24 protein-coding genes are annotated in these 23349 nt (G+C 50.8%); 10 read left to right on the top strand and 14 right to left on the bottom strand.

What is annotated here, in order from left to right; translation table 11 throughout:
• Positions 1-150: 150 nt before the first annotated feature.
• From ABEA14_RS15135 to ABEA14_RS15120, 4 genes are all read left to right on the top strand, one after another.
• On the top strand, positions 151-627 hold the full coding sequence (locus ABEA14_RS15135; RefSeq protein ID WP_345340978.1) for a hypothetical protein: 477 nt from the start codon (positions 151-153) through the stop codon (positions 625-627).
• Between the two features lie 34 nt (positions 628-661).
• A complete protein-coding gene (locus tag ABEA14_RS15130) occupies positions 662-1012 on the top strand; it encodes a hypothetical protein (RefSeq protein ID WP_345340976.1) in 351 nt (116 codons plus the stop codon).
• Between the two features lie 248 nt (positions 1013-1260).
• Entirely contained in the window at positions 1261-2340 is a 1080-nt protein-coding gene (locus ABEA14_RS15125; protein WP_345340974.1) for a DUF3179 domain-containing (seleno)protein, read from the top strand.
• Between the two features lie 108 nt (positions 2341-2448).
• Positions 2449-2772: a hypothetical protein gene (locus ABEA14_RS15120; RefSeq protein WP_345340972.1), complete on the top strand. Its 324-nt coding sequence runs from the start codon at positions 2449-2451 to the stop codon at positions 2770-2772.
• On the opposite strand, the gene ABEA14_RS15115 is transcribed toward ABEA14_RS15120, so the two are convergent.
• The 6 genes from ABEA14_RS15115 to ABEA14_RS15090 all read right to left on the bottom strand — a co-directional run bounded on the left by ABEA14_RS15115 (position 2762) and on the right by ABEA14_RS15090 (position 10733).
• Positions 2762-3667: a LysR family transcriptional regulator gene (locus ABEA14_RS15115; protein WP_345340970.1), complete on the bottom strand. Its 906-nt coding sequence runs from the start codon at positions 3665-3667 to the stop codon at positions 2762-2764. The two genes, ABEA14_RS15120 and ABEA14_RS15115, sit on opposite strands and share 11 nt — an antisense overlap.
• Positions 3668-3799: 132 nt before the next feature.
• Positions 3800-4687 carry an EamA family transporter RarD gene (gene rarD / locus ABEA14_RS15110; RefSeq protein ID WP_345340968.1) on the bottom strand — a complete coding sequence of 296 codons (888 nt, stop codon included), beginning with the start codon at positions 4685-4687 and terminating at the stop codon, positions 3800-3802.
• 135 nt (positions 4688-4822) lie between these two features.
• Complete coding sequence (locus tag ABEA14_RS15105) at positions 4823-6316, bottom strand: methyl-accepting chemotaxis protein (RefSeq protein WP_345340966.1); 1494 nt, start codon at positions 6314-6316, stop codon at positions 4823-4825.
• Between the two features lie 22 nt (positions 6317-6338).
• A complete protein-coding gene (locus ABEA14_RS15100) occupies positions 6339-7184 on the bottom strand; it encodes a substrate-binding periplasmic protein (protein ID WP_345340964.1) in 846 nt (281 codons plus the stop codon).
• Between the two features lie 135 nt (positions 7185-7319).
• Complete coding sequence (locus ABEA14_RS15095; protein WP_345340962.1) at positions 7320-10040, bottom strand: family 14 glycosylhydrolase; 2721 nt, start codon at positions 10038-10040, stop codon at positions 7320-7322.
• Positions 10041-10214: 174 nt separating this feature from the next.
• The gene (locus tag ABEA14_RS15090) at positions 10215-10733 is read right to left on the bottom strand and encodes a thioesterase family protein (protein ID WP_345340960.1); all 519 of its coding nucleotides are present in this window, start codon (positions 10731-10733) and stop codon (positions 10215-10217) included.
• Positions 10734-10957: 224 nt separating this feature from the next.
• On the opposite strand from ABEA14_RS15090, the gene recQ reads away from it, so the two are divergent.
• Complete coding sequence (gene recQ / locus ABEA14_RS15085) at positions 10958-12781, top strand: DNA helicase RecQ (protein ID WP_377776212.1); 1824 nt, start codon at positions 10958-10960, stop codon at positions 12779-12781.
• 140 nt (positions 12782-12921) lie between these two features.
• Positions 12922-13869, top strand: coding sequence for a transporter (locus ABEA14_RS15080; RefSeq protein WP_345340958.1), 948 nt, complete (start codon positions 12922-12924; stop codon positions 13867-13869).
• A 6-nt stretch (positions 13870-13875) separates the two neighbouring features.
• Here the strand turns inward: ABEA14_RS15080 and ABEA14_RS15075 are convergent, their stop codons facing one another.
• A complete protein-coding gene (locus ABEA14_RS15075) occupies positions 13876-14745 on the bottom strand; it encodes a LysR family transcriptional regulator (RefSeq protein WP_345340956.1) in 870 nt (289 codons plus the stop codon).
• 93 nt (positions 14746-14838) lie between these two features.
• On the opposite strand from ABEA14_RS15075, the gene ABEA14_RS15070 reads away from it, so the two are divergent.
• Entirely contained in the window at positions 14839-15375 is a 537-nt protein-coding gene (locus ABEA14_RS15070) for a lactoylglutathione lyase family protein (RefSeq protein WP_345340954.1), read from the top strand.
• Between the two features lie 155 nt (positions 15376-15530).
• Here ABEA14_RS15070 and ABEA14_RS15065 read toward each other — a convergent pair whose 3' ends face one another.
• Positions 15531-16220, bottom strand: a complete 690-nt coding sequence (locus tag ABEA14_RS15065) for a pirin family protein (protein WP_345340952.1) — start codon at positions 16218-16220, stop codon at positions 15531-15533.
• Between the two features lie 205 nt (positions 16221-16425).
• Between ABEA14_RS15065 and ABEA14_RS15060 the strand changes: the two genes are divergently transcribed.
• A complete protein-coding gene (locus tag ABEA14_RS15060) occupies positions 16426-16782 on the top strand; it encodes a DsrE/DsrF/TusD sulfur relay family protein (RefSeq protein WP_345340950.1) in 357 nt (118 codons plus the stop codon).
• A gap of 44 nt (positions 16783-16826) precedes the next feature.
• On the opposite strand, the gene ABEA14_RS15055 is transcribed toward ABEA14_RS15060, so the two are convergent.
• Both ABEA14_RS15055 and ABEA14_RS15050 read right to left on the bottom strand, forming a co-directional pair.
• Positions 16827-17150 (bottom strand): c-type cytochrome, encoded by a 324-nt coding sequence (locus tag ABEA14_RS15055; RefSeq protein WP_345340948.1) that lies wholly within the window; start codon positions 17148-17150, stop codon positions 16827-16829.
• Between the two features lie 128 nt (positions 17151-17278).
• Complete coding sequence (locus tag ABEA14_RS15050; RefSeq protein ID WP_345340946.1) at positions 17279-18721, bottom strand: protein adenylyltransferase SelO; 1443 nt, start codon at positions 18719-18721, stop codon at positions 17279-17281.
• A gap of 100 nt (positions 18722-18821) precedes the next feature.
• Between ABEA14_RS15050 and ABEA14_RS15045 the strand changes: the two genes are divergently transcribed.
• Positions 18822-19175, top strand: a complete 354-nt coding sequence (locus ABEA14_RS15045; RefSeq protein ID WP_345340944.1) for a DUF3630 family protein — start codon at positions 18822-18824, stop codon at positions 19173-19175.
• Here ABEA14_RS15045 and ABEA14_RS15040 read toward each other — a convergent pair.
• The gene (locus ABEA14_RS15040) at positions 19143-19727 is read right to left on the bottom strand and encodes a DUF4136 domain-containing protein (protein ID WP_345340942.1); all 585 of its coding nucleotides are present in this window, start codon (positions 19725-19727) and stop codon (positions 19143-19145) included. The genes ABEA14_RS15045 and ABEA14_RS15040 overlap by 33 nt on opposite strands.
• Before the next feature lie 24 nt (positions 19728-19751).
• A complete protein-coding gene (locus tag ABEA14_RS15035; RefSeq protein ID WP_345340940.1) occupies positions 19752-20372 on the bottom strand; it encodes a hypothetical protein in 621 nt (206 codons plus the stop codon).
• A 178-nt stretch (positions 20373-20550) separates the two neighbouring features.
• On the opposite strand from ABEA14_RS15035, the gene purU reads away from it, so the two are divergent.
• Positions 20551-21420: a formyltetrahydrofolate deformylase gene (gene purU / locus ABEA14_RS15030; protein ID WP_345340938.1), complete on the top strand. Its 870-nt coding sequence runs from the start codon at positions 20551-20553 to the stop codon at positions 21418-21420.
• Between the two features lie 295 nt (positions 21421-21715).
• Here purU and ABEA14_RS15025 read toward each other — a convergent pair whose 3' ends face one another.
• Positions 21716-22354, bottom strand: coding sequence for a hypothetical protein (locus ABEA14_RS15025; protein WP_345340936.1), 639 nt, complete (start codon positions 22352-22354; stop codon positions 21716-21718).
• Between the two features lie 171 nt (positions 22355-22525).
• Positions 22526-23179 carry an isoprenoid biosynthesis glyoxalase ElbB gene (gene elbB, locus ABEA14_RS15020; RefSeq protein WP_345340934.1) on the bottom strand — a complete coding sequence of 218 codons (654 nt, stop codon included), beginning with the start codon at positions 23177-23179 and terminating at the stop codon, positions 22526-22528.
• Positions 23180-23349 lie beyond the last annotated feature (170 nt).

Genomic DNA, 23349 nt, shown 5'->3' with positions numbered 1-23349 from the left:
ACTGCAGCGGCTCTTTGCGATGCAGTGGCCTCTGGAAGCTGTCTGGCGCACATCTGTTTCACTATCACCAGTTCGCTTCCTCTTTCGAACGGGAAGAAATTTATCAATAAGTGCTCAAAAAACGGTCGATATAAGATATAAGTAGGGCTTATGATTGGTCATGCTGGCAGCTTGATTAAAAACCTGAGACTGGGGGGACGTTTGCGTAATCACTACAAATCCACGCGATGGACAGCGAAACGCTTAGTACTGTTTTGTGGCTGCCTACTGCTTATCCCTATTGGTGTCACAGGTTTTTATCTGGAACTGAGTAACGCATTTAGTAGCTTTGTATTAACGTTGGGGATCTTCGGGGTGCTGTTTCCCTTTGCCAGTCACCATGACGTTTCACTTACGTTTACTGACCGTATGCTGGTGGTCATACAAGGTGGCATGGCAACGGCCAACATTGAGTTGCATGCCGTTACAGGCATTATGCAGGAGCAAAGGGGAGCCATAGACGGTGTGCTGGTGAGATGTCGCAATGATTTGGAGTACTTTGTGCCGCTCTCCATGTTTAGTTCGCCAATAAGAGAAGAGGTCACTCAGCGACTGACATCCATTCAAGCTGTCGCTGAATCAGACTAGAATAGGTTCATCCGTTTTCAAGGAGTCGAAAACCGTGTTTAGCAACATATTCCACAAGACATGCCCTTGGTGCCAGAACAAGAGCAAGGTCAATCAGTTGGGTAGCCGTCCAGCGTTGCCAAAACCCAAGTGGTACCAGTTTTCTCGTCAGGTCAAAGTCTGTCCCTATTGCGCTGGTGCTGTGACTTTTGGTGGAAAGGGGTTGTGGTTTGTGGTCTTGATAATGCCACTGTTTTTCATTGTACTACTGGAGCTTTTTCTTGGCCTCGAGTTGCAGGCACTGCCCTATGTTCGTTCAATCACATGGGGTCTTGCCGCGCTAGGCTTCCTTCTAACTTACCTGTTTTTTGAGCTGGTGAAAGTGGAAGGACAGGAGCCGGAGTAAAGCTTCTTTAACCATGCAGGCCAAGAGCTTTGATATATGTGTGGCCCAAGCAATTACGGTCCGCTCCCCTGTCTCACCTTTTCTCCCAGTTATTTGCGCCATTTTTTATCACCCCATTTTTTATCGTCCCATTTTCTGAGACAGCCTATCCCACGCTGCCCAATTTATCGTCTGCATTCAGAGTGTGAAAATAGCCTCAATCCTATTTAAACCTTGAAATGAATGACCGATATGGCCAAGGAACTGTTATGAAAAAAGTCATTTTTAATACTTACGCTCTTGTACTCGCCGGTGTAGCTATCTTCTGCGCTGTGCTTATGACCGAGCCGGGGCAGTCATTGAATCTGCCCAGAGATATGACCTTGGGCTACTACCAACATGCGGGCATATTCATGTTGCTTCAGCTGGTTGCGCTGGGTGGCCTTTGGTATCTGAGTGAAAAATGGAAAATGTGGGGCAGGATCCGCATGGGCTTAGCGACTATGGGTGTATTTTTCACCTTCTGGGCTTCTATGCACGCGATGCCACTGGCGTTTCCAACTGAGCAGTTCAACGCTGAGTTTGTCACTGTTGAAGAGGCTGACATGTTTATTCCTGAGGAGGACCAGCGTGTCTATGTGGTAGAGCAGGGTGACGAAGTACGTATCTTCCCTCGCTACCATGTCCAGGTGCCCCATGTGGCTGGCTGGGAGCATGATGACAACGAGTATGCGATTACCTTCTGTGGCTTATCTAACTTGGCCATGGTGATAGAAACGGATTACGGTTTGGGTGAGGCAAATCTTCAAGTGTTAGGGCAAACCCACAACAACCTGGTATTCAAAGACGTAAACAATGGCACCGCGATCCAACAGATCACGATGCAGTCAGAATTTACTGACCATAGCACTGTCGTTCTCCCCAATACTCAGATGGATTGGCAAGATGCGAAGAAGCAATATCCAGATGCAAAAGTCTATATCTATGGCATGGAACGTTTTATCGATGGCTTGCTGTTGGCTGTGTTCGAAGAGCCATTGAAGATGCAACGCAGTCAGGGCGAACCCTTTGTCTTCCCGACGCTGGATCTGCAGGACACGCGTATGGATGTAAAAACCGAGATATTTGGTTACGACAATGGCGAAGCTCAAATAGCAATTGATCCTGACTTTGCGCGTAGCAACGACGGCTATGAGTTTGAGCTGGGCAGCGAAACCCTGCGCATTGAAACCGACGGTAAGGTAGTTCGTTTGGTAGATGCGACCACAGGGGAGCAGGTGCCTACTCACAACGGCGTGCACTTTGGCATCTGGTCTCAGTTCTTTGAAAACTCTGAAGTCTTGATGTAACAAGTCCGAAAGCTAGCCCGCCATGCGGGCTAGCTTCAACAACACCTTTCTAGGCACCGAACCACTTCTCTAAAAAAACGGCCTTTGCCATGAATACTCGCGACGGGCATGCGAAAGGCTTTTCCCCAATATCCCCAACGGTTGATAAGAGATATCGATATGACCCTGAACCTGGCTGCTATCCAATTGCTGGCTGATTTTGTTAATGCCGGCTGTGTTCAAGCGTTAGCCTTGAGCAGAAACCTGTCCCAAGAGGAAGCCTTTGACGCACTGGTCGAGTTAAACGCGACAGATCCGGATGTGTGGTTGAGCATTGACGATAAGCATCGCGCCATTGAGCCAACCGGAGCAGCCCGTAGATTAGTTACTGACTTAAGACGGTCGTTGCGAGAGTTCGAAAATTTGGGCCCGCCTCACTGGGTTAGGTCGTAAGTTGTTTAACCGCTTGAGGAAGGGCTTGCTCCAGGTATTTGAGCAGCAAACGCACCCGCTCCGGCATATAGCGTCGGGAGGGGTAAAGCGCATAAAGTGGGTGCTTAAATCGGTATTTGCCATCAAAAAGCTCTGCCAACTGGCCCTGTTTCACCAAGGGTGTTGCATGTAGCACTGACAACCTGGCGATGCCGACGTCGTTCTGAACCAATGCCAGCATGCCTTGGGCTGAATCTGTGATGACATGGGGTTCGAAACTGACAAGCTGCTCATTCTCGCCGTCGCCGAAGCGCCAGCGTGGCTCCTCACCAAAAATAAGCTCCCGGAAGATGATGTTGTGATCAGTCAAATCGCTGGGTGTTTCCGGCACACCCTGTTTTTCGAGGTAATGGGTACTGGCGTAATAACTCCCCGGCACATCGCCCAATTTCTTGGCTATCAGGCTGGAATCCTCTAGCTGACCAATTTGCAGCAACAGGTCAAAGCGCTTGCTATCCGTTAAAGGTGCATTGTTATCACGAGACAGCAACTCTAACGAAATGTTTGGGTGGTCCTCACGAAACTGACTGAGCCACTTTGCGAAGACATGATAAAAAACACTGGGTGCGTAGACGGTAATGCGGCCTGATGCGGTTGACTGTTCGCTGGCGATCTCACTTTGGATCCGTTCGATATCCCCCAGAATAGTCTTTGCTTGCTCGTAGAAAAGCTCACCCTGCTGCGTCAAGTGAAGGGCTCGTGTCGTCCGGTTCAACAGGCGAACCTTGAGGCTGTCTTCCAGGTCTTTAACCCGCCGGCTGATGGTGCTTTTGGGAATGTCACAATAGTCAGCTGCCTTGGTGAAGCTGCCTATTTCGGCAACCAAAACAAACAGCTCCATATCTTCTAATTTCATACGATTACCTGACAATACCAACCGCTACACTGGAACATTTTTGATGCTTTCTCATGTGGCCGTCCAATGTTTTCACACCTGATATCTTAGTGTAACTATATGGTAATGAAGAGAAATGTTCTGTTTAACCTGTCAGGTCACTTTCCTAGTCTTGGCTCTAAACCCGTCAAACGTAAACAGCGCGAGTCCTGCCCAGATGAAGCCGAATGTGACCAGCCTATCCCACTGCAGTGTTTCACCATAAATCGCGATGGCGAGGATAAACATGCAGCTGGGGCCAATATATTGGAAGAAGCCTAATGTCGATAAAGGCATGCGTTGCGCTGCCGCTGCGAAACAGAGCAGTGGCACCGTGGTTACGGCGCCAGCGGAGAGCAGCAGGATATTCATCGTGGTTCCGTTTGCCATCAGGTCACTGGTCGTTGAATCCAGTTGCCACCAATAAGCCAACGCCAGTGGTAGCAATAACGCAGTTTCCAATAACAGTCCGGTAAGGGCATCCACGGGGATTTTTTTACGGATTAAACCATACAGGCAGAAGCTACTGGCCAGTGTCAGTGCGACCCATGGCAATGTGCCTAGTTTAATCAAGGGGATCAGTACGCCGACCGTGGCTAAAGCGACCGCACCCCATTGCAGTTTCCTCAGGCGCTCGCCCAGAAACAGCATACCGACGATGACGTTAAACAGCGGATTGATGTAGTAGCCGAGGCTGGCTTCCAGCAGCAAATCATTGGCCACCGCCCAGATAAACAGGCCCCAGTTACCAGCAATCAGCATGGAGCTAAGGGTCAGCAGTCCGAGGTATTTGGGTTGTTTAAACAGTTGTTGTACCCGGTGCCAACGGCCTGCAAGTAGGATCACAACAATCAGCAACAGGAAAGACCAAACCACACGGTGTACCAGTACTTCGATTGGGCCGACGGCTTGCAGCTGTTTGAAGTAGATTGGGGCAAATCCCCACATCAGGTATGCGGCGATGGCAAAGAGTGCGCCGTGGCGACCTATGGCTTGGCTCATGAAAAAGCGGGTCCAAAAAGAGAAGAAAATTAAGAAGAGAGGATCCTAGCAGAGCAAACAAAAAGGGCATAGCACTGGCGCGCTATGCCCCGTAAATGGAAGGTTACAGGTGGAGCCCTATTTTGGCCTCCGAACTTACAGTCTGAACTTACCTAATTCAGATTTCAGGTCGCTACTCAAATCCAACAGCTTCTCACCCTGTTGCAGGATCATCTGCGCATCGTCTTCCACTTGCTGTGATAGCTCATGGATGGAGGTGACGTTGCGGTTGATGTCCTCTGCCACTGAGCTTTGCTCCTCGGCAGCGGTAGCTATCTGGGTGTTCATATCGTTGATGCTGGTGATATTGAACTGGATCTGATCCAGTGACTGACCTGCTACCTGAGACTGTTCAATAGTGTTGTCGACTGTGGAGCGGCTGAGCTGCATCGCTTCAAACGCGTTATTGGCTGCCAACTGCAGCTCCTCAATGATTTTCTCTATCTCGTGGGTCGATTGTTGAGTGCGTTGCGCCAGGCTTCGTACTTCATCCGCTACCACGGCAAAACCACGACCCTGCTCACCGGCGCGAGCGGCTTCAATAGCTGCATTAAGCGCCAACAGGTTGGTTTGTTCGGCGATGCTCTTAATTACTTCCAACATGGAGCCGATGTTGTCGCTGTTGTCACGCAGCTGAGATATGCGATCTGCAGTGCCGTTCATATCGGCGCCGAGGCGTTCGATCTGCTGGATAGTCTGACCAACAACCACGCCACCCTCTTCTGCCAGTGAAGTTGTGTCTCTTGTGCTGGCGGCGGTTTGATTAGCGTGTTGAGCCACTTCGTGGGTACTGGCTGACATCTCGTTCAGGGCGGTGGCAACCTGTTCGGTTTCCTGCAACTGCTGGCCTGTTGCTTGGGTGGTACCCTGAACGCGACTCGTCATTTGGCCTGCAGCAGAAGAGACCTCATCGGCTGAATTGGCGACAGAGCTGATCAGGCTATGCAGCTGAGCAATAAATCGGTCGAAGTTGCTGGCCAATTCACCGATCTCATCGTCCCTGTCTAATTGCAGACGTCGGGTCAGGTCGCCACCACCAGCAGCGATCTCGCCAAGGGCGCCGGAAACCTCTTGTACTGGCTGAACCACCAGTGAGCGCAGTGTCACCATGTTGGTAATCATAAGCGCAATTAGAAGCACCACTGCGACAACCAAGTCGGTCATGAGAACGCCATTGAGTTGGCTATTGGCGGCATCTTTACGGAAGGTGATCTCCAGGCTGCCGATCTTTTCTTTGCCTTCCCAAACGATATCAACGGTTTGTACCACCAAGTCACTGTCTGCAGGAGCATCTCCAGCCTGCGTAGCCTCACCTTGGGGTTTACCGCGGTGATCTGCTGCTTTTATCTGGTAAACAAAGGGGTACTTGGCGAACGTCTCAAGTACGGTGGCTATCTGCTCTTTGTCGTAACCGAATAAGGGCTCCTGCATTACCACTGAGAGGGCTTCGCTGGTGTCCTGCATATTGGTATCCAGTCGATCCATTATGCCGCCGCGAGACACCAGGTAACTGATAGTGAAGATCACCAACATCACCACCAAAGAGGCGGTGCTGAGTGCAATCATCGATTTTTTTGTTATAGAATTCATATTGTTATGACTCCAGCGTCTATTACAGACTGTCTATATCCAGCCAAAATTCTTTGCGGTTTACCGGGGTTGCGGGATCCATCAATGGGTTAGGTATGCGGATCACCGTGCGTTGTTTGAGTTTGCCTTGATTCAATGCGTCTTTAACCATGGGGTGGTTAAAGAACATTTTGTCGTAGCTACCGTCTTTAATGGCGGCTTCAAACCCCTTGTGGATGAGGTCGTGCAGCTTTTTGTCGTCTTTGCTGACAAAGTAGTACATAGCAAACGGGTATATCAGTAGGACATTGTCATCCACCTTTAAACCCAGATTGGAGTAGGTGCGCACTTCGCTCCAGGGCTCATGCACTGCGCGGGGGAAGTAATCAAATCTGCCACCTTCCAGCATAGGGAACAGATTGTGGTACTTGATGGTGGTGGCGATTGGAATATTGTTCGCCTGCAGGATTTGAGTATCTCCCCAGAACCGTCCCTGACCCGCAGTAAAACGCTTAAGGTCACTGAGATTCTTAATGGTGCTGAACTTAGATTGGTCACCATTGCGGATTATAAAAATACGATGCCCAAGCAACCCTTTAAGCACAGGGATGCGCACAGGCGCCATTTTCTGCTCATATTCAGGCGTCGTCCCTGCCCACATCACAGACATTTTCCCTGTCTCTATCATCTGCAGGGCACGCGCCTGGTTAACGGCTTCGCCCAGCGGTTGGTATTTGGCGTTTGGTGCGGATTTGGATAGCGCTAGCTTAAGAATATCTAGCAGTAGTTGCTCTTTGTCATCGGCGACGGGGTTGTGAACAATGGTTACTGCCTGAGCAGTAAAACTAAGACACAACAGCGCCAAGAGCATGGACAGAAGACGTCTCACCAGCGGGCACTCCTTCACTGTATTAAGTATCCCTAACTCTAGGACAGAAAGGAGAGAGTTGCCCGCGTCTAATTGCCTGAATGTGTGAAAGATCTCGGCAAGCCGGCTATTTTTACGGCTTGCCTGTGAATACCCCTACTGGGCCTGGTTGATTAACTTCACCAGCTCCTTCATCGGGGTTGGATGGTCGTCAAACAGGTTCTGCATTCGCAGCAGGGTGATCCCACCAAATCCTGGCTGACGATTAAGGGCGCGGGCGATCTGCTGCCACCCCTGCTTGCCATAAAGCTCACCGCCCAAGGCGTTTTCACCCATAAGCTCAACACCCAGTTCAGCGGCGGCATCAGCGACCCAGTTCACCAAGTCTTCAGCACGGGAGTAGCCTTCATAGTCTTTGTTGACCATCTCCAGGCAAGTGAAGTGCAGGGCGACGCGTTCGCGCAGCTCTGATGGGATCAGCTCGCCGATCAGTTTGACGTATTCGCCTCGGTTCCGCGGGCCCAGTTCCGGATGTGGAGCGACCAAACCTGCGGTGATTTCAGCGGCACGTGGCATTGCCGGATCACTGATCTCCCAGTGAATTCCAGGCACTTTGACGCCAAGTGTGACTTTTTCCATTCCACCACCGGAGAAGACTTCTGCGGAGCAGGCCAATATCCGATTACCGTGAGCAATAAGTTCTTCCTGATACCAGGTCAGGAACTCGCGGCCCCAACTAGAGTAGAGGTACTGTTTGTTGGCAAATAGCTCGTCGGGATCTGGCATGCCTGCCGTTTCAAAGCTCTTGTGGTTGCTGCTGAAGGCATAGTTCAGCGCTTTCACTGAACGGAATTTACTTTTCAGGTGTTCGACCCAGCGCTTCTTCGCTAAGCGACTGAAACATTGCAAGGTGCCGCGGTTGGGGTAATCACCCCAGTCATGAGCGTTGTAGCTCGGATAACGCAGCTCGCCCGCTGGCCCCATACTGACATTGATCTCGTCAATCATGTGGGCGCGATGCTGGTAATGGTCGCGGAACGCTTCCATAAACTGGCGGTAGAAAGGCAGTACAAACTCATCAGCCCACAATGACACGTACTCCATGGAGGCATCGCCAGTTTCACTGACATATTGCAGATCGCGTACTGACTCCAATTCGTCATGCTTTTCTATCAGCTTGCCCCACAACCAGAGCGGTATGGTCTGCATAAAGTCATCGTTGACGTTGCCACCTGCCTGGTGGAATGACAGGATAGGAACCCAGTGCATCTCGTTGGCGGCCAGGATCTCAACCACCTTGTCGTAGTAGCTCCAGTCAAACCGCCCTGGTTGGCGTCCTTCAATCAGGCCCCACCATAAATCGGTCGATACCGCACTGACACCTACCTTACGCAGTTGACGGATCTCCTGCTCAAACTCGGTCCAGTTCTCCTCTTCCAGCATCATTTTCTGGTTAGCCACCTTCAGATGCAGCGGCCCCATCACGCGGAAAATCTTGCGGCTAAGTGACTGACCAATCTGCCCCTGACCATGTTTAACCCGACCTAACTGGCGCAGGCGGGCGGCACCCGCTTGTTCGGTATCGAGGGCGCTGTCCAAGTCTCGCAATACCCATCCTGCCAGACCTGCGTGCTGCAGTGTCTTCTGCATCAACTTGTCCCACACCAGGTGGTCGTCCAAGGCATCTGGATGGCGGTTTTCTACGAACAGCGATAGGCCAAGCTCATTGGCGCGGCCAAGCCAGGATTGGATCTCCTGATGCTCCAACGTTTGTTCGATGCCAGACAGCCAGAGTGACAGTCGTTGTTTCACTTCTGGGCTGAGGTGTTGTTCCAGACGTTCAAACAGCGGCAGGTGAATAGAGTTGTCGCGGTGCAGCGACAGGCCGGTAAAGGCCATTTGCTGTTTATGATCCTGCTTATGCTGCTGATTGAGTGCCAAAGGCAGACGCAGACCCAACTGACATTGCCAGTGACTTGGGCAGGTGTCGTTGAGGCGGCTCAACAGCTCGGCACTGAAGTCGACTAACTGGCTTTGGTACCAGTCATAAAAATCTGCCAGCGGCAGTGGCAACTCTTCGTTGGCAGGCAGGTCCTCGGTCTCTTCAGAGAAGTAATCATCCAGTTGGCGCTGCGCTAACTCAAGCGCTTCTCTGTGTGTCAGTTCGCCCTGTTGCCAGGCGTTTTGCCATGCTTCAGTGCTGCCATATTTTTTAGTGATCCCTTCGCCAAAGGCTTGTTCGGCCAGGGTGCCAAAGACGCCAAGCTGATAGCAGACTTTACGGTCGATCACGGCATCAATCAGCGGATAGCGAAGCTCTCCGTTAGGCCCTGCACCGAACAGCAGCTGAGGGATGCTATCGACATACTTGTCTGCGAACTTAAAGAAAGCGGTCAGCCACTGCTGGATATAGGGATAGAACAGATCCGTGGCCCACAGGCTGGGCGCGGAAACACTGTCATTGCCGTAAGCGTCAACGTATTTGAGGCTATCCTGTGGCCAGGTCGACGCTGCGTCACCGCTGAAACGACCCCAGAACCAGTCTGGCAGCAGATGGGGTGTACCCGCTTCAAGAACGCCTGTGGCACCAAAATTGAACTCAGGAACGATCTCAAGGCCCGCTTTTTTGATCAGTTTGAACAGGGTGAGATAACCCTGCCAGCGCGCTTTGTCTTCTACGTTGGCCGGGTGAAACGGCGCAATTGTGCGCCAACTAATAGGAACAATTATGCCATCCACGCCTTGTTTTTTGGCGGTGGTTAATTGAGACGCCAGTGCTTGCCGATGTGACGTTTGATTGGGCAAGCCATTGATAATGCGATGCAAAGAAGCGGGTGCATGAACCCAGATTCTGGCGGGTGAATGTGATTGAGCCATCTGTACTCCTTGTTTCGAGTAACTGGCTGTTAAGCCTAGCTGAATCTCGAACAGAGGTTAGAAAGTGCAGGTGACTATATAGGTAGGCCCGCCGGGAGTGTTTGCGCCCGGACAAAGAAGCGATCGATCTGTGATGTGTCTCACAGTTCGCTGGTGGTTCGCAGCCACTATGTTTTAACCCAGCATATAAGCGCCTGTTCCAAAAGCAATTTGTGAGCCCTGCTCATTGTGTAACTCCATCCTGCATACACTGACCCGACTACCTGAGCGGATCACTTCTGCTGTTGCGACAAACGATTCTCCGCGACCGGGACGCAGATAATCCACCCGCATATCAATGGTACCCATCCGAGCCAGCTTCTTGTTCAGCTCGGTTTTGTCCATGGTGTCTGATTTCGCTAGAAAGTTAGCGATGGCGATCAGGCCGCCTGCCACATCCAGCACTGATGCAGTGACGCCGCCGTGCAGGATTTTTTGAATGGGATTGCCAATCAGTCCGTCGTGCATATCAAAATGTACCTCGACCTTGTCACAGGTGAAGTAGGGAATAGTGATACCAAGTGTGCGATTAAAAGGCATCTGATCTGTGAAAAGTCGGGCGATGGTCGCCAGTTTGGGCGTTATATCGGCAGCGACGTAAGGGGAGGTCTCTGCATTCTCAACGGCAGTCTCTGGATTTTCAACAGCAGTCATAAGGTTCAGGCAAAGCCAATTTAGAGTAATTATTCAATTTTCTAGCTTCCTTGTCGCAAGAGCGCAAGCAACTTGTGTGGTTTTTGTGCAGTCGTCGGATTTGCCGCCAACACGCCAAGACAAGATCGCCCTTTACGAGTAAACTAGCCGACGTTTTACTGGGACCTATGCTCCCGGCTGATTTACTCATATAACGTATCCAGAAGAGAGCCTGCTCACCCAATATGATGGCCGCCCCTGCCCCCCAATCTGCTGACCTACACGCGATGGCGCTGAGCCAGCTTAACAGTGTGTTCGGTTATGACAGTTTTCGCCCTGGTCAGGCCGATGTGGTGATGGCGTTGGCACAAGGCGCTGACGCCCTGGTGATCATGCCTACGGGGGCGGGAAAGTCAGTCTGTTATCAGATCCCTGCGCTGATGCGAAATGGGGTCACTATCGTGGTGTCACCACTGATTGCACTGATGAAAGACCAGGTGGACCAGCTGGTCAGCAATGGCGTGAGTGCCGCGTACCTTAACTCTACGCTTAGCCGTGAGCAGCAGATAAAAACTCTGAATCAATTGGCCCATGGCGAGTTAAAGCTGCTTTATGTAGCGCCAGAGCGTTTACTACAATCGAGTTTTCTTGAGCGATTACAGCAACTGCCTTTGGCTATGTTTGCCATTGATGAAGCGCACTGTGTCAGTCAGTGGGGGCACGATTTCCGGCCTGAATATGCCGCCTTGGGCCAGCTAAAACGGCTGTTTCCCCATGTGCCTGTTGCTGCACTGACCGCGACGGCGGACCACGCCACCCGTACCGATATTCTGGCGCAGCTTGGTCTGCAGCAGCCATATCTGCACTTGGGCAGCTTTGACCGTCCCAATATCCGCTACAACCAGATCGAAAAGTACAAGCCATTCGATCAGCTCACTGAATACCTCACGGCCCGTAAAGGCCAGAGTGGGATCATCTACTGCACCAGCCGTAAACGGGTGGAAGACATCAGTGAACGCCTGCGTGCCAAAGGTTTTGACTGCGATGCTTATCATGCCGGTATAGAGCTGGATAAGCGTAATTCGGTGCAGGAAAAGTTTGTTAAGGATGAACTGGCGATCGTGGTCGCGACGGTGGCTTTTGGTATGGGTATCGACAAACCTAATGTGCGGTTTGTGGTGCACTACGATATCCCGAAAAATATCGAATCCTATTATCAGGAAACCGGACGCGGTGGCCGTGATGGTCTGCCCGCAGAAGCTCTGCTGCTCTATGATCCTGCAGATATCAGCAGAGTTCGACGACTGTTGGAGAATATTGAGAACCCCCGTCAGCAGCAGGTGGAGCAGCACAAGCTCAATGCCATGGCGGCCTTTTCGGAAGCTCAGAACTGTCGCCGTCAGGTGTTGCTGCATTACTTTGGCGAGCCACGCAAAAAGAGCTGCGGCAACTGCGATATCTGCCTGGATCCCCCAAAGCGCTACGATGGTGTGGTCGATGCGCAAAAAGTGCTTTCCTGTATCTATCGTATGGGTCAGCGATTTGGTGCTGGCTATCTGGTGGAAGTACTGCGTGGCGCTGACACCGCACGGGTCAGAGAGCATGGCCACAACAAGTTATCGACCTGGGGCATTGGCAAAGACAAATCACCGGAGCATTGGCTGAGTGTGGTCCGCCAACTGGTGCATCTGGGCTTTTTGGTTCAGGACATTACTCAAAGCTCCATCCTGCGTTTGACCGAAGCGGCTAGGCCACTGTTGCGTGGCGAATTGTCACTTGAGTTGGCGGTACCCAGGGTGCGTCTGGCAAAACAGGAGCGCCAGATTGAACTTGAAGGTGATGACCGCCGTCTGTTTGCCCGCTTACGAGGTCTGCGGAAAAAACTGGCCGAAGATGAAGGTGTGCCGCCTTACGTGGTGTTCAATGATGCCACCCTGCTGCAAATGGCGCAGGATAAACCCACACGAGAAGCTGAACTGCTGCAAATCAGTGGTGTTGGTGAGCGCAAGCTGATGCGTTTTGGCGAGCCTTTTTTGGAAGTTATCTGCGACCATCTGTTAGGGCGCTAATCCCAGCTAACGAGCCCACTCTTTCCTTTTCTCTTTTCCTTTCCTTATCCCAACATTGCGCCCGTCGCGCTAGCCATGCATTATGTTAACAAAGTGTAAACTGTGCCCGCCTGGGTGCTTGCGAATGATGGGGAGTCGCTGTGTCGTCAAAGGAATATTCTTCTCGCTCACTTGTTACCAGGTCGATTATTGGCGCCTGTTTGTTGGCATTGCCTTCGGCCAGCTTGATGGCGGAAGAGCTTACTCCCAGACGTTGGTCTCACCTGCCGGTGGACATGAATTTTCTTGGAGCGGCCTATGTTTATTCCGATGTGTCGGTAGACGTTGACCCAGTGCTGCAACTGGAAGATGTGACCGCAGATATTCATACCGTGGCTGCCCGGTATATTCGCTCGTTCTCTCTGTTTGACCGCACCGCGCGAATCAGCGTTGGCCAAGGCTTTCAGGAAGCAAAGTGGCGCGGCATTCTCGATGGAGAACGTGCTACAGCCAAGCGAGATGGTTCAACCGATACCATCGTGCGTTTTGCGGTTAATCTCTACGGTGCTCCAGCTCTATCTGGCAAGGAGTACCGCCAGTACCGCATCAAACAGAGTCAGGACAGCGAGTTTATCTTTGGCGCCGGATTGTCTGTGCAGTTACCCACCGGTGACTACATGGAAAGTAAGTTGATTAATATCGGCTCTAACCGCTACACCTTCCGCCCTCAGTTTGGCGGCATGTACCGCAACGGCCCATGGTCTCTCGAGGGTACTGCTGTGGCGGCCATCTATACCGAAAACGATGAATTCTGGGATGGCAATAAGCTGGAAGAGGAGCCGCTTTATTCAGCACGCGGCCATCTGATTTATGATTTCATGCCGGGTGTTTGGGCCAGTGCAAGTGTGCTGCACAACTATGGCGGTCGCCCCAAGGTGAATGGGATCACAAAGGATTCAGAGAAACAAAACACTGCCTGGGCGCTAAGTGTTGGTTTTCCTATCAACAAACATCTCGGCGTCAAACTGGCTTATGTCGGATCCCGTACCCACAAAGACACGGGCGTAGATTCTGACTCTTTCGCGCTGGGTATCTCGACATTTTGGTAGATGTAGCTAGCTTTGCCACAAGCCAGTAAGTTTCTCATTCAGCAGTTGATAACGCTTGGCCAGTGGACGGTGCTTCTTGGTAATTAGGTAAACCGTTTCATTTACGGGTTGCGACAGCTTTGCGATATCCACTGCGAGTGGGTTATGTACAAGTGCTGATTGCGGTAGCACAGTAAACCCCAGGCCCCGTGAAACAGGTAGCAGGATCTGACTGAGCTGGTTAATAAATCCCTGCTGCTTGAACTGACCCATTTGACTGAATTTGTCGCCGTAGTTAGCGGCCAATACCTGTGTGGCGTAGTGATGCCCGTCGGGGTGATTGATAAAGCCCAAACGACACAAGTTTTCCCAATCGTGTGATTCGCCAACCGGCAGCACTAAGCAAAGTGTATCTGTGCCCAGCTTGGTTTCTGACATCTCAGGATCACCACTTTTGCGGGTGACGATCCCAAGTTCACACAGGTTCTGTTGGACACGTTTGATAATGCCTTCGTTCGGTGCCGCTTCCAGTTGAAATGAGAGCATTGGGTGGGTTTGCTGTAGCACTAGTAGCTCGGGGTAGATGCGGGTAGCGATGGCGCCAGAGCTGGCCAATCGGCATTCACCCTGATAAGCGTCATCTTCGTTCAGCTGCGATAGCAGCAGTTCCTCTTCGTATTCCCGCTGCAGCCCGTATTGCCTGAGTTTTTCCCCTGCTTCGGTCAACTCAAACTGTTTGCCATAGCGTTGTAATAGCGACGTATTGAGGGCGGCTTCGAGCTTTTTGATGTGCTGACTGACTCCCGGCTGGGTCATAAAAAGTCGCTCAGCGGTCTGGGTGAAATGACCGGTTTCTGCCAATACCAGAAAGGTACGAAGATGAAGTGGGTTTATCATAACGAACCATTATCAAAGCCATGATAAACGATAATTTACCATCTTTTGGGTTCGAAACTACACTTTGTTCATCTTCTAAACAGGAGCAAGAACATGACCCAGCAATCACAAGAACCAGCAGCAACCCCGACGCCTTATCCACGTACCTTTTCTCATATCGGTATCTCTGTGCCTGATCTGGAAGCCGCAGTGAAGTTCTACACCGAAGTGTTGGGCTGGTACCTGATCATGCCACCGACGGAAGTGGTGGAAGACGACAGCGCTATTGGCCAGATGTGTACCGACGTTTTTGGCCCTGGTTGGGACCACTTCCGCATCGCACACCTGTCCACCGGTGATCGCATTGGTGTTGAGTTGTTCCAGTTTAAAAACCAGGAGAACCCGGAAGACAATTTTGAGTACTGGAAAACCGGTATCTTCCACTTTTGCGTGCAGGATCCGAACCTGGAAGAGTTGGCTGAGAAGATCGAAGCTGCAGGTGGTAAACGCCGCATGAAAGAGCCGCGTTACTATTATCCGGGCGAAAAGCCTTACCGCATGATCTATATGGAAGACCCGTTCGGCAACATCCTTGAGATCTACAGCCATAGCTACGAGCTACACTACTCAAGCGGTGCTTATACTGGCTAGGCTTTGTATATTGATACGTTTAGGCGCGCGGCTTTAGCTGTTCTGAATTGGAGCTGTTGATGGCGCCTTAGGCAAGGGGTGGTTTTCGCCACCCCTTATGATTGATGCGCCCAATACTATTCAGACCCCGATATAAACCACTACGCTGCAACTAGCTAAGGCAAGTCAAACCATAACCATTCACTGGCGCTGATGCTGCTAAGTGTCACAAGCCCTTCATCCGTAGCAACCGCCACGCCATCACCTGCGGTCAGCGTTATTCCGTTTACTGCTACTTCGCCACTCACCAGTTGTAGGTACCCTTGGCGCCCAACGGTTTTTGGCAAATCGATTTGCTCATCGGCTTCGAACCGTCCCCGATAAACACTGACATCCTGATGTATCTTCAGGCTGCTGTCACTGCCATCAGGCGAAACCACTTTCACCAGCCCTTTGCCATCGAATGCCTGTTGCTGATAACTGGGTGTCAGGCCCTTGGTATCGGGACGGATCCATATCTGTAGAAACTCTGTGGTCTGTCCCTCTGCACCATTGTATTCCGAGTGAGTTACCCCGGTGCCTGCACTCATCAGTTGGAATTCACCGACGGGGATCTCCTGCATATGCCCCATGCTGTCTTTGTGGGCCAGTTTGCCGGAAAGCACGTAGCTCAAGATCTCCATATCCTGATGGGGATGGGTATCGAAGCCTGCGTTGGGCTGCACGATATCCTGATTTATCACCCGCAGTACTGAAACGCCCATATGGGCTGGGTCGTAATAGTGACCAAAGGAAAAGCTATGGTGGCTATCGAGCCAGCCGAGATTGATGTGTCCACGTTCGCTGGCTTTGCGTAGGGTTAACATAAAGCTGCTCCTCCAATTTGATATGGATAAAGCTTATCGATAATTAATAAGAACAAAAATCAGATTAAAACCGACAAAAGATCCTAAAAAATAGAATTAAAGGCGTTTACTGCTTTTTAACGCTCGCCCCTTTGATCAATGTGAATATGCGTGACTTGTTGACTGTCTACTATGGGCCGAAGTACTTCTAAAGGGATCCAATCAGATGCAAACTCTCTTGTTTATTCTTAACCACGCACCTTATGGCAATGAGAGCAGTTATAACGGCCTTCGTTTGGCGACTAACTTGAAAGAGCAACATGGTGACGAGGTAACTATCCGGCTATTTCTAATGTCGGATGCCGTCACCCTGGCGCTATCAAATCAACACCCTGCAGAGGGGTATAACGCGGGCGAAATGCTGGATCTGGCGATCGCGCAAGGTGCAGACGTTAAGCTGTGTAAAACCTGCTGTGATGCCCGTGGTATCAGTGAGTTGCCTCTGATAGACGGTGCCGAGATTGGCACCTTGATAGAGTTATCTGCCTGGACGCTGGAAGCAAATAAGGTGATCACCTTTTAGCTGTGATCACCCTGGGGCTGCTGAGCTTAGAGGCGCCAACACGATCAGTGCTTCAAGCTTGCGTAGTAGGCCGCTATTTGGCGGATATCTTCATCCGTTAACGGTTTGGCAAAGTTGGCCATGATCGGGTTGGGTCGGCTGCCATCACGAAATGCTTTCATCTGCATCTCAAAGTACATCTGTTTTTGACCTGCCAGGTTAGGGTACATGGGGATTGAGGAGATCCCCTCTTTGCCATGGCAGGCCGCGCAACTTTGAGCTTTTGCCTTGCCTTCGGCGATATCATCAGCCTGCGCCGCAGAGGTAAACAGTAGTGGTACTGTTGCCGCGAGTGTTGCCGTAAAAATTGGAAAGAGTCGCTTAAACATACCTGTTGGTCGCCCTTTTGTTTACATCATTGAATTCGTAGCTAGCTACACTGAAAGACAACCGCACTATAGCCAGCTCTCACCTGAGGCTGGCTGATGCAGGTCAATCAGAGTTTTAGTTATAAAAATCAGGTCCCACAAAACGTCTGGTAATACTGATCTCCATCTGCAGGTGTGTCCTGATAATTCGACGTGGTCGGCAGTGTTTCATAGGGCTGTTTCAGTACTTCAAGAAACGCATCAAAGGCGTCGGTTCTGCCTGTAAGCTCAACGATCTGCAATACCGCTTCAACGTGGTGATTGCGCGGTATCACTACGGGGTTGGTTTTCGCCATTAATTGCATCGCATCATTGGTTTCAATACTGCGTTGCTGCAGGGTGTTGTGCCACTTGTTGACCCACTCTTCAAGCCCCTCAAATTCTGCAGGTAGTGGACTGCCTGAGCTGAGTGTATCTGCCAAAACTTGATAGGTTTGGGTGTAATCGAGCTTATGGGATTGCATCAGCTCGAGCAGTTCAATGATCAAATCCCCGTCGGGCGCTTTTCGTTTTGTGATGCCTATCTTAGCGGCGTTCATATCCAGATATGCTTGTTCAAACTTACCTGCGAAGTTGGCGATCAAGGCTTCTGCTTTGGCGAGTGCGGCCTCTTCATCTTCATCGATAAGAGGTAATAACGTTTCAGCTAGTCGCGCCATATTCCAACGACAAATGGTGGCCTGATTGCCAAAGGCATAACGGCCCTGACTGTCGATAGAGCTGTAGACGGTGCCTGGGTGATACACGCCCAGCATGGCGCAGGGGCCAAAATCGATGGTCTCACCGGAGATGGCCGTGTTATCAGTATTCATCACGCCATGGATAAACCCGACTCGCAGCCAGTGAGTGATTAAGGTGATCTGTTTGTCGATAACGGCGTCGAGCAGAGCCAAGGCGCGATTTTTACTGTCAGCCAGTTCGGGGTAGTGGCGTGCGATTGCAAAATCGACCAGGGTTGAGAGCGCCTCATGGTCCTGGCGGGCGGCGAAGTATTGAAACGTCCCGACACGCAGATGACTTGATGCCACGCGGGTAACCACTGCGCCTGGTTTGGTCTCTTCTCTGAATACCTGCTCACCAGTAGTCACGACCGCCAATGCGCGAGTAGTGGGTACGCCTAATGCGAACATGGCTTCACTCATCAGGTATTCACGTAGCGCAGGGCTCAGCGCGCATTTACCATCGCCCTGGCGAGAAAATCGCGTTCGCCCAGACCCTTTTAGTTGCAAGTCCCACTGATTCCCCTGTTTGTCAGTCAGTTCACCGAGAAGATGAGCGCGGCCATCGCCTAACTGGGGATTAAAATGACCAAATTGGTGCCCGGAATATGCACAGGCTATGGGCGTGGAACCGGGTAAACGCTCATTACCTGCGAAGTAGGTCGCCAACTGTTTCGGAGAAGTGGCGTCGATACCGAGATATTCGGCCAGCGGTTGATTCCAGAGCAAGAGCGCAGGCAGGGCGACCGACTCGGGATCTATGGTTTGGCTGAATGCCTCACCTAAGTTGGCGTATTGATTAGAAAGCTGCACTATACCCCCTAAGAAGAACTCGCAAGCTAGCTTGTCTGTGATTACTTGAGTAATTTACTTGGTTATCATGAGAACAGATCCTGGATTGAGATACAAATTGATGATGAAACCCGAGCTTTTCACTGCACCAGAGGGTGTGCCTGAGCGTGAGGCTGACTTATGGTTGATGGCCGATAATCACTGCCAATTGAGCTCAACTCAAATCCGCTGGGAGTCTTTTCCTGATTGGGCTGTGGCGTTTTGCCAGTCGTTGGACCTTAAAGTGATGAGTAAAGACCAGGGTGCTGACAGGCACGTTTGGCATTTGCAGGGCTGGGATATCGAGCTATTGCTGCAGTACGAGGAGATGTCAGCCACTGTTTGGATAGAGGCGCTGAGAAACGCTGACTGGCCTGCCCTGCAGGCCAGTTTGAAACAAGAGTTAAGCTTTGTGGCGGAAGAAACCAGCAAGTAATGTTTCGACTGCGCTATTGAGCCTCTGGACGCGCATCTCCTGACTAAACTCTTTGGACACATTGGCTTGTAGCGCGCCACGCCAAACCGATTGACCTTCCTGATTCTGGATATCAATCACCAGGGTGCCTTTTTCAAAACCTTTATCCCCAGCCAAGCCAAGTGATAGACCAAAGTACTTTTCCAGGTCTTCGTCATTGAGATCTTTTTCCAGCGCCAAAACATAGCTGACTTTAAAAAACGCCTGTTCAGCATGTTCAGTAAAGTGGAATGCCTGTTGGTCCATGGTGTTGACGATTGCTTTGCGTAGCAATCCTTCTACTTCTGGCTTTTCCCCGACGTCTCCCAATACACCACCCGTACGATCTGACCAGGTCACCATTGCCCGGGCCGGAACAGCCAGGTCAGGTGCCTGAATAGACACTGCAACAGACTTCCTAAGCTCTGAAGGTACTGCATCAGTTTGCTGAAGCGGCGTTTCACTTTCACTGCAAGCAAACAGGAAAGACGCAAACAGTAAGGTTGCCAGGGTATAAAGCAGGGTTTTCGCCATGAAACTTTCCTTTAGATTCTTACGTTAAAACTTTACCAGTAGCCCGGCTGTGACCTGATATTGCCACCAGATCTCGCTATCGACTTGAGCGATACAGCCACCGTTACAGAAGATCCGTTTGTTGCTGTCCATTGCTGTCGCAATGGCACGGCCATCCAGTCTGAAGCCAATAAAATCATTAGCTAACCACTTTAAGCCGCCAGCAAATCCCATCGAGAAGTTAGTTTCTGAGCTGTAGTCTTCTGGATCGAAATGGGTCGCGCCAAGGGTCGCGCCTATGTATGGCCTCAATCCTGTATCTCGATGAACAAATTCATAGGTGCCACCAAAGTGGTAGTAGCGGATATCCATCGGGCTAGTGGTACGAGTGCCGTTGTTGTCGAATAGTTCAAGGTCAGTTTCAGATTGTGCGAGATATAGCTCATATTGCAGTTTGTTACCCTTCTTATGGCCATCTAACAGGTTGAGAGTAAAAGCAATTGTGTCGCCACTCTCGGTGTCGAGCTTGTAATCGCTGTCTTCACTCTCTTCAAAACTGTCACTGCCGCTGGTTCCGGCCATGATGGATGCTTCCCACTCCCACTTACTTTCGGCATGGGCGGGCAACATGATGAAAAACAAAGTGAAGGCTATCAAATTGCGCATAATGGCTGTCCTTGTAACGAGTATGCAAAGCCAGTCTAATGCAACTTGGTGAAAAAAGTGCAGTTTCTGGCCAGAGTTCAGGTCGGAGTTGCGAACAGTGCCCAGTTTCGCTGGGATCGGTTATGCTATCGCACCAAATAAAAGCAGCGCATCGAATCAAACGGAGTTAAAGGGAGCCATGAGCCATTCAGCGGCAAAGTCAGCCACACTGTTAATCAACTGCCCGGATCGTAAAGGTCTGGTCCATATCATCACCCAGTTTATCTATACCAACGGCGGTAATGTGATCGATCTGGAACAGCATGTGGACCGTGGTGATGACCGCTTCTTTATGCGAATTGAGTGGGATCTGAGCGAGTTTGTTATTCCTGTGGATGCGCTGGCCGACGCGTTCGATAAAGCGTTGGCAACACCCTACGACATGGAGTGGCAACTACACTTCTCTGACCGCAAACTGCGTATGGCCGTGTTTGTTTCTCAACATGAGCACTGCCTCTATGACATGCTGGCCCGTTACCAGAGTGACGAGTGGGATGTGGAAATCCCGCTGATCATCAGTAACCACACCAAAATGCAGGCGGCAGCGGAAGCAGCGGGTATCCCGTTCTACCATCTGCCTGTGACCAAAGAGAACAAAGCCGAAGTCGAAGCACAGCAACTGGCATTGCTGAAAGAGCATGACGTCGATTTCATTGTGCTGGCGCGTTACATGCAGATCCTGTCTGATGACTTCATTCAGCAGTTTCCAAACCGTGTAATTAATATTCACCACAGTTTCTTACCTGCTTTCCCCGGTGCTAAGCCTTATCACTCAGCACATGCCCGTGGCGTAAAAATTATTGGTGCCACCAGTCACTATGTCACTGCCGAATTGGATGCTGGCCCGATCATCGAGCAGGACGTAGCTCATGTGCGTCATACCGATACTGTTGACGATCTGGTGCGCAAAGGACGAGATGTGGAGAAAGTCGTTCTGAGCCGTGCTATCTGGCGTCATATCAACCAGAAGGTGATCGCTCACAATAATCGCACCGTGGTGTTTGATTAATTTGGTTGTTGATTGGTGTTGAAAAAGCCCGCTGATAGCGGGTTTTTTGTTTTTGCGTCTCAGCTAACGGCCCGATAAACCTCCCTGTTTAACGAGCCTATGATGGGCATCCTTGCCCATCTTTACCTTTCTCTTCGCGGAAGGATACTTGGCTTCGCTTCGGGCAGCATTTGTTGGTGATTTATGCTTCGTTATCGGCTAATTATTGAAGGCCACTCAACTTCATAGCCTTTGCCTTGCCTAAATCACCAACACATTGCCGCAAAAACAAACAGCAAAGGTCAACAGACCCTATTTAAATGGAATTACTCTCAAGCGTGATATCCGCACTGCCCACGCCTACATTGGCTGAAAAAGCGTAGCCTTTGCCATCAGCTTTGAACCAGCGGCTCTCTTTACCCACGAGGTGACTCTCTTCTCTGATGTTTTCGCCTTGCGCTTTTATCGAGACATCGCCCACACCTGTGATGCCTTCGACTTTAGCAAAGGCTGCGATGGGTAGTGTTACATCCAGGCCGCCCACCCCTATGTTCACGTCGGTGTCTTGCTGCAGTGAGGAGAGCTCAGCTTCACCTACGCCTACGTTTAGATTCAGTGAGACACTCGCTGGCAGGTAGACAATCCACTCTTCCTGGTAGGCGTCTTGAGCTAGGCTGATGGTCAATACCCCTCCCTCATTAGTTACTTCCATGCTGGCGTCAGCCAGTGCACTGGCAAACCAGTCGTCACGTTCGGTAACTGTCAGCTCGTAGGAGAGGGTATTTGAGTCACTCGGCAGGATCTGGATCTCTCCCACGTGCACATCCACTTCCACCGTGTGCACATTTTCCAATGCAAGAGATTGCTCGAAGCTGCGACTGGCATCATCTGCCAGCGCCTGAGTCGAAACCAGCAGGGAACTAATAATAAAGGTCGTAGGTAGTAGCATGTGCATTGGCGCTCCTTGTTGTTGGTTACAGTTCAACTCCCACGTTTGAAGTAACAGAGCAGAGAGCATGCCATGCTTGTAATTAACTGAAATTATTGAAATATATTAATTTGATTTTTTGAAGATGTGGTGTGGTTCACCAATAGATAGTAAACCACACCAGATTTATTGAGGGTGTTAAGCCATGGCCAACAGTTTACTGACGGCTTTTTCAATACCGTCAGCAGCTTCTGTAATACTGCCTGCCAGCATGTAAGCGGGGGTCGAAACCAGCTTGTTGGCTTCATCGACAACGATCTCATCCACCGGGCAGGCCTGGTGTGAACCGCCAAGCTGATCAAAGGCGGCTGCTGTGTCGGTATCAGTGCCAATGGTTCCCAATACCCCTTCACCATAAATCTGCGGCAGCATCATAGGGGCGATACACATGTAACCCGCTGCTTTGCCAGCTTTGGCAAATGCCTGGCATGCCGAAAGCACAGAAGGCTCGATCTGACAGTCGGTGCCTTTCAGGGCGAAGTCACATAAATTTTTAGCGGCACCAAATCCGCCAGGGAGCAATAGCGCGTCGAATTCGCCGACATCAAGTTCGCTGATAGGTTTGATATCGCCACGGGCGATACGGGCTGCTTCAACTAATACGTTGCGTGACTCGCCTTCCTCAACCTCTCCAGTCAGGTGATTTACCACGTGAATTTGTGGGATATCAGGAGCGAAACATTGGTAACTGGCGCCAGCGCGACTAAGGGCCAGCAAACTGATCACCGACTCGTGAATTTCTGCACCGTCAAATACGCCGCATCCGCTGAGTATCACTGCCACTTTTTTCATTGCTTAATCCTTGTTCAATGTGGGGCCTCCACATTTAGTATGTAACTTTTTGGTATGACACGTCTCAAATTTCTATTAAAAAGTCTTGATTAGGATCTGGCAATGAAAAATCGATGTGGTAGTCTTTCCTGCTACTGCGATACAGGTCGTTTTTTGACCACCTTCTGAAG

This window comes from Corallincola platygyrae (genome assembly GCF_039544265.1).
GTDB classification, from domain to species: domain Bacteria; phylum Pseudomonadota; class Gammaproteobacteria; order Enterobacterales; family Neiellaceae; genus Corallincola; species Corallincola platygyrae.
Note: the sequence above shows the minus strand (reverse complement) of the source record. Positions and strands in the feature narration are given on the sequence as shown.